At 41.9% G+C, this 5791-nt stretch carries 4 protein-coding genes; all 4 read right to left on the bottom strand.

The features are described from left to right. Positions 1–476 precede the first annotated feature (476 nt). Positions 477–1310 carry an O-methyltransferase gene (locus OGM63_RS01660; RefSeq protein ID WP_263743760.1) on the bottom strand — a complete coding sequence of 278 codons (834 nt, stop codon included), beginning with the start codon at positions 1308–1310 and terminating at the stop codon, positions 477–479. Beyond that, positions 1303–2544 carry a sedoheptulose 7-phosphate cyclase gene (locus OGM63_RS01655; protein ID WP_263743759.1) on the bottom strand — a complete coding sequence of 414 codons (1242 nt, stop codon included), beginning with the start codon at positions 2542–2544 and terminating at the stop codon, positions 1303–1305. The genes OGM63_RS01660 and OGM63_RS01655 overlap by 8 nt, the downstream gene beginning before the upstream one ends. Positions 2545–4442: 1898 nt before the next feature. Beyond that, entirely contained in the window at positions 4443–4577 is a 135-nt protein-coding gene (locus OGM63_RS01645) for a hypothetical protein (protein ID WP_263743758.1), read from the bottom strand. A gap of 78 nt (positions 4578–4655) precedes the next feature. Then, positions 4656–5609, bottom strand: coding sequence for an isoaspartyl peptidase/L-asparaginase (locus OGM63_RS01640; RefSeq protein ID WP_318528383.1), 954 nt, complete (start codon positions 5607–5609; stop codon positions 4656–4658). Positions 5610–5791 lie beyond the last annotated feature (182 nt).

Raw genomic sequence — 5791 nt, 5'->3', positions numbered from 1 at the left:
CGCTTCAAAAAATTCCCAAACAGCGAAGCTAAGACAACAATGCAGTTAATTGGAAATGCTATCACCAGTAATAAGAGCGTAGCAAGGTTTTGAAAAGCCGCCATAATAGGTGTTCTGAGGTTTTGGAATTGCGCCATAAACACTAGGAGGGGGGTGGGAGGGGGAGGGGTAGGATAAGGAAAAAGTCTTCTCCTTATCCCCCTTTACCGAAAGAATGGGTTTGAGCTACGTCCTACAAGGACGGCTTTAAGAGTGCTAGAATTAAATCGGCACTGCGTTCAATCCGCCTAGATAGCCACTTCTTGGGTACTCCCCGACTACAATGCTCAGCTACGTGCGACATAGTGTAGGAAAGAGGAAAGAAATTGATTAAATCATTCCAAACGCGGTCGGATAGTCCGTGTAAGCTTGTGGAGGGTAAAGTCATTAGATTCCCTGTGAAGCAAGAATCTCCGTACCTTTAAGGTGGGAGAGTGTCAAAGACGTCGGATAATGGTTAACCCATCTCGCAAGGGGAGTAGCACTTGCTCAACACGGGGATCGTCGGCAACAATGCGGTTGAATTGTGCGATCGCTTCTGCATTTGGAGTTCGCTCTTGGGGAGGTAAATAAACCAGTCCCTGAAGCAGGGTATTATCCACACAGATGATTCCGTGAGGTGCTAGCAAGTTACGGTCTAGCAGAGTTTGGAAGTACTCCACATATTCCTTCTTGTCAGCATCAATGAATACCAAATCGAAGGATTCCTCAGCAGCAGCCAGCTTGTCAAGTGTTTCCAACGCTGACCCTACTTCCACCTGAATTTTTCCTTTGTGAGGAGATTGCTCAAATAAACTTTGTGCCAGGTTAGCTGTGTAAGAATCGACCTCGCAAGCGACTAAACGTCCATGTTCTGGCAAAGCTTCTGCCATTGCCAGTGCTGAGTACCCTGTAAACATACCGATATCCAACACTTTTTGAGCACGGCTCATGTAGACAAACATTTTCAGTGTTTGTCCTTCGATGTGTCCTGAGAGCATTTCCTGCTCTAGGGGACGCACTGTGGTTCCGTCACTGAACTGTTTGCTCCAAGCTTCCTCTTGAGTTTTTTTGGCAAGGGCAGCAAGGGCTTTTGACTCTTGAGTGGTGCATTCAGAAAGATAAGGGTCTATTCCAGCCGCGAGATGCCACGCTTGCTTCACATTCCATGCGATGGATTCCGACACATTCCCATCTGCCTCTATCATCTCAATGGCAGTTGCGAGATGCTCAACCAAAATTCCGAGTGGTGTTACCGGACGAGCCTTTTGTTGATGTAAGACACTAGACATTGATGGCACTTCCAACTAAAGTAGGCTGATTAATTTTCACGTACTCGTCTATCCCAGCACCACCACGTGGGTAATTGGCACAGATGCGTTTGTGGTCTGCGATCGCCGAGTCGAGTTCTTCACGAGTCATATCGTTGACAAAGAAGCAAGTGCCGATCGGACAAGGCATTGCTGCCCTCTGTAAACCGTCTCTAGTCAAACTGATAGACTCAGTTGCATCCCACATTAGTTCAGAGTCCAACAGGGGATTGTCAAGAGCAAGACCCAAACGGCTCATCATTAATAGGATACGTTCGTGATCTTTGGTTGTGATGTATCCTCGTTTTTGAGCGATCGTTGCGGAGAATGCCATGTCAATATTCACAGCATGACCGTGGAACAATGGTGTCTGTGGAGCTAGTTCCAGGGTAGGACTCCAAGTGTGACCGTAGGCAATGACGCGATCGAGGTCTATTTCATGCAAGTTAGGAGTTTCTAACTCCAACATGGTTTTGATTGCCTCGTAGTTGACTTTATGGGCAATCTCTTCGAGTTTCGCTGTACCATTCACATGTCCAAAGTGAGTGGAAAGCAGTTCTTCCCCATATTCGTATAGCAGTTCAAAGACTTGAGAGTTAGCAACGACAGCAATTTTCACCAACTCTGCCATCCCATTACGAACTTGAGCGGTTGGCAAGGTTTTCAGAAAAGAGAAATCGAGGATAACTTTCAAAGGTGCATGATATGCTCCCAAGCGATTTTTCAACTTGTGATGATTAACTGCGACCTTAATCGCTACACCTGCGTCAATTAAACCAATCAACGTAGTCGGAACGCGAATATAATTACTCTTGCGACGGTAAGCAGCGCAAGCAAACCCAGCTACATCAGTAATTAAACCACCACCAACGACTAAAACTGGTTCCTTACGAACTAAACCAAAATCTGAAAAAGCGTCAACAATTTTTTCAAAGCTTGCAAGGGTTTTAGCTGGCTCTGTAATAATGATGGGAAATACTGTGAGTTCAATGTCATAGTGTCTAAAATATGACTTGATTTGATTCCCATAAAGTTCATAGACATTAGCATCAATTACAGTCAGACAGCGACCAAATTTTGCATAGCTATCTGCAATTTCTCTGTTTTTAATGTCAAATGCACCGTTCACATAGACAAGACTAAAATCGATTTTTTCGTAACCTTGGACGTGAAATGCAGCTTCCGTAGCTTCAAACGATGCTTGAACTTTATTCATGTCTGTTGACCTTTTTTCCAACTAAAAAATTGTGATATTTCGGTAATAATTCCGATTTACCCGAATGCACGTCAGCAAAATAATGATGCTCTTTATCGTTTGAGATTAAATGCATCACAAAATTAGCTTTTTATTAAAAGCTAACACTTATCGCTGACTGGCAATGTTATTAAACAACACCATTCATTTGAGTAAATTCTGTAGCTGGGTTAACCTTTAATTTGGCATAACCTCAAATTAGTCAACTAATCCAACTACCAATATATTCGCATAAAACTTGCCTGTTTTTTCCGGGATTATTGACTTTAAATTTGGGAAATTCATCTTCATTCAGATTTATTCCACTATGTTTAACTCTGGTGGCTTTCCAAATGTACGATTCCGCAAAACTTCTAGCCGAGAGAACTGCCCGTATCGTTGATCTCCAAGCTTAAATTTGAGATTAGAACCCTGATTAATCGTTAGTTCACTGTTTTTTAACATTAGGATCAAACCTTATATCACTAAACTCGCTAGATTATATTTGATTCCGAATGACAGTGGAGCTTTTAGGAAGTTTATCTGAAATTTTATAACTCCACTATGTTTGTCTATAGCAACTTTCCGACCGTTAGACTTTGCAAAACTCCTATCTTAGTAAACTACTCATATTCTCTATTCTTGTCTATCTCTAGGCTGACATTTTAAATTCCAGGCATAATTAACCCTCAAATTGCTGTTTTTTAGCATTAGTCTCAAATCAGAAAATGGCTAAAAACGGAGATGACTTACTACACTTGGTTCCGAACATCAGTAAAAATTATCTTGCCTAAAGTAAATTTCATGCTCAGTATTCAACATCCTTCAGTGACTCTTGAAAATTCAGAATTTAGATATATTTGAGTTTTTATTAACAAAACTTTAACATCATTAAGGAACCGTTGTGTATTAAAAATTTCTAAGTTTGCTTAAATAGGCTTTCTAGTTCTAATTTAAGCTAGTTTAGCTTAAAGCAGCAAATAATTTACTGGTTAGTAACTTAAAATACAATACAAATCATAACATTATAAGTATACAAATCATAACACATCCAACTGGATTTAAGTCAATCGACCATGCGAAGTGTCAGCAATTTTCATTATGAGAATGATTACTAAAATTAGATGGAACTAGACAAAATTTTCGGATGTATGGTTTTTGTATCTCCTTAGTCTTAAGCGTAGAGGTAAGGTTGAATCAGCCAAGCATCTTTGACGAAATTGTGCTTTATTTCCGGTCAATCCTTGAGGACTTTCCAGATAAGCTGATTGAATTTGGTATTATGAGAGCTTGACAAATAGAACAAGATAGGCGTAAGAACCCGTAGGAAAACTGCACTTGACAGATAAGTAAGATAACAGCCAATACGGTTCGGTTAACGGATGTAGAGACGTTGCACAAGATAAGTCTCTACAAGGGTTTTGGGTTCACAAATATTCTTAACCGAACCGTATTGAGATAACAGCAACGCTATAGTTGAAAGTCTCAAGGAATAGGCTTTATGTTTCAGGGCTTTGATACCAAATCTGCCGATGCTATTGCAAATTTTCCTCGTCAGTAAAAGCCATTAAAAATGACATAAATCAAGTCTATTCAACAAAGTTTAGTCGAGTATTTCTCTGACATCAAAGACCCAAGAGTGTTGTCGAGAGAACAAATGGAATTGCTTAATTGGTGTCGGGGCTTAAGCAAGGACTACGAAAGATTAGGAGAAACGTCTGAGACTTTTATCTACATCGCTATGATTGGTATTATGGTCAGACGGCTCGTATAATTTTTAACTAGTTTCGACTTTTAGAATATCTTCTAAAGGACTTCCGAAAGAGGATGTAGAGCTACAATTCTCGGATATTTGACCGCTTTAATCGCTGAGTAATTGGTTACTTCATCAAGAGCGATCGCTTGTGTTCTTTTAAGAGTACAAGTTGGCTGGATAAATAGATAATCCCACGGATTAAAGCCGTGGGAGCGTCAATTACAGAGAGCAGAATTAATCGATATTCTGCAACAAGCATATCAATTAGCGTTGAAAAAAGCGGCGCTTGAAGCTTTTTAAGGACGTTATCAATTATAGCTTCAGCGCTGAAATTGATTCAGCAATAACCTATCAGATCATCCCCAGTCCATTCCAAAGTATCAGCAATCTTTTCGCCATCGTGGTAAGCTGCAAGCAAAACTTCGCAGGTTTTACCCCAAGCGATCGCTCCATCCGCATCAAGAGCGATCGCTCCAAAATCCCGCTTGTGGTTTTTTGCTTCGGTAAATGAACGCTGCATCGCATCTTTGAGAGACATCCCATCTGTAACCCGAATCACAATCTTTGGTGCCAAACACTCATCAATGATATCTTCACCAATACCCGTACAACTTACGGCAGCTTTCACTGTAGCATAATTACCCGCAGGCATCGCAGAATCACTGACGCGCCCAATCCGCTCAAAGCCTTTACCACCTGTGGAAGTGCCAACAGCAAGTCTGCCATGAGTATCTAATACTACCACGCCTATGGTGCCACGTCGGGCGTTGGTAGTTTCCAGCAATTCCGGTTCTGCCACCACCCCAGCCATCGTTCTTTTAAAATTATCTTGGCGTTCTTGCATCCACTCTTGCAACCGCAACTCAGTTAAAGCGTTGTAACTGGGAATTTGCATTTCCCGCGCTAGTTCAGCAGAGCCGTAATCTGACAGCACTCGGTCGGGTGAATTTTGTAAAAATTGCGCCAATTCAATCGGATTTTGCACCCGTGAAACATTAATCACACCACTAAAGCTTTGCGTTGTCCCATCCATCAAAGAAGCACTCATGCGGATTTGACCATCAGATTGCAGCACCGAACCAGTACCAGAATTAAAGCAGGGGTCATCTTCCAACATTTGACAACCCCGCACCACCGCTTCCGAAGCTCTTGCACCAGAAAGTAAAAGAGAATAAACTTCCTCTACTACTTTATAGAGCGATCGCCGCACTATCTCTACTCCCCCTTTACCGTGGAGAGAACTCCCAGCTCCTCCATGAATAATTAATTTAGGTTGCATATGTAACTTCATTTATACCTTTGCGCTATTTGCGTCTAATACGTAAGTTGCCTTTAACCAGGGAGATGGGGAGAGTGGGGGATGGGGGGATGGGGAGAGTTCTTGGGATGGGGAGAGTGGGAGAAAGAATTTGTTCCTTTATCTCCTTGTCCCCCTTGTCCCCCTTGTCCCCCTGTCCCCCTTGTCCCCTTGTC

This window comes from Plectonema radiosum NIES-515 (assembly GCF_025753815.1).
Taxonomy (GTDB): domain Bacteria; phylum Cyanobacteriota; class Cyanobacteriia; order Cyanobacteriales; family Nostocaceae; genus Hassallia; species Hassallia radiosum_A.
This window is presented reverse-complemented; position numbering and strand designations above follow the sequence as displayed.